Source organism: Larsenimonas salina (genome assembly GCF_023736155.1).
GTDB classification, from domain to species: domain Bacteria; phylum Pseudomonadota; class Gammaproteobacteria; order Pseudomonadales; family Halomonadaceae; genus Larsenimonas; species Larsenimonas salina.
Genome location: NZ_JAMLJJ010000020.1, coordinates 1 through 1197 on the forward strand (window position 1 = coordinate 1; position 1197 = coordinate 1197).

The 1197-nt window shown below is 43.7% G+C and carries 1 protein-coding gene; it reads left to right on the plus strand.

The annotated features are described in order from the left end of the window. Positions 1 to 122 precede the first annotated feature (122 nt). Positions 123 to 479, plus strand: coding sequence for a hypothetical protein (locus NAT23_RS14715; protein ID WP_251929402.1), 357 nt, complete (start codon positions 123 to 125; stop codon positions 477 to 479). Positions 480 to 1197 lie beyond the last annotated feature (718 nt).

The window sequence follows — 1197 nt, forward strand, 5'->3', positions numbered from 1 at the left end:
GCCTCGCCAGACGCTGGACTGGCGAACCCCACTGGAAGTCTACGCCGAGGTGCTAAAGAAATCCGTCGGCGGACCGAGCACCCTTCAATAGCGTTGCGCTTGGAACTTGAGACCGCCATTCCTTGCTTGAACTTGTTGTGATGCTGGCGGGCGGAATAGTAGCAATAACAGGGATTCCCGCTTTAGTGCTTTCACACTTTACAATCAATTCTGCGGATAGGCTATTTACTGGAAAAACGTATCCTAATCGAATTTGGTATCCGCTGTGTGTTTGGGGAATGGGAGAGTATGCAATTGCACTCATGGGATTTAAATCATCCAAAACAAGAGAAAAATACCCTCTTTACTTTAAAGAATGGAAGTCGGGAACTTGGAGGTCTCGATGGATTACTGCCATACTCATTTCCATTTATATTCCTGGCCTAATTTGCTTTGTAATAGCAATGACAGCCTACTGGCTCAATAAACTGATTTCATAACGTCTTTTGAATTATGATTGATGACTACTCTGTCATTGAGCTTGCTGGCATGTTTTTTTCCACTATTATGGTTATAACTATTCTACCAGGAGTTTTTCTATCTCATTTTATAATCAAGCCTGCCGATCGCCTATTTACTGGAACAATACATAAAAATAGAGTTTGGTACCCTTTGTGTTTCTGGGGTATGGGCGAGTATGCAATTGCCTTACTGACATACAATTCACGCATAACTCGTGAAAAATATCCCCGGTATTTTGAAGAGTGGAAGTCATGAAGCCGAAGATCACGCTGGATCACCGGTACATTAATCACTATTTACATACCGGGATTAGTCAGTTTTGCACTTATGGCGATCTGTTACATACTTCAGAAGCTGATTGGGTGATCCAGTCACACCAAAGAATATATTTTTCTCATAAATTATAGTTGCAGCTGGTACAGGTGCAGTTTCAGGCGGTTATGTTGAAGATACCTTGGGTGAGATGATTGGGAACGGGATATATAAATCTTCCGCAACAGATAAAAGTGAGCAAGAAGATGATTAATATCATCGAGTTAGTGGGCATTTTTTTGGCGGAGCAATGATCTTTTTTGGCTCTTCGTCGCTGGGTGTGGAATTCGCCCCCTGAGCTGGGCCAGGATATGACCTCCACATGGACAGGAGGTACGACATGGACGGCACGCAGATTCTGACCCTCGGCCTAGGCCTTGAAGC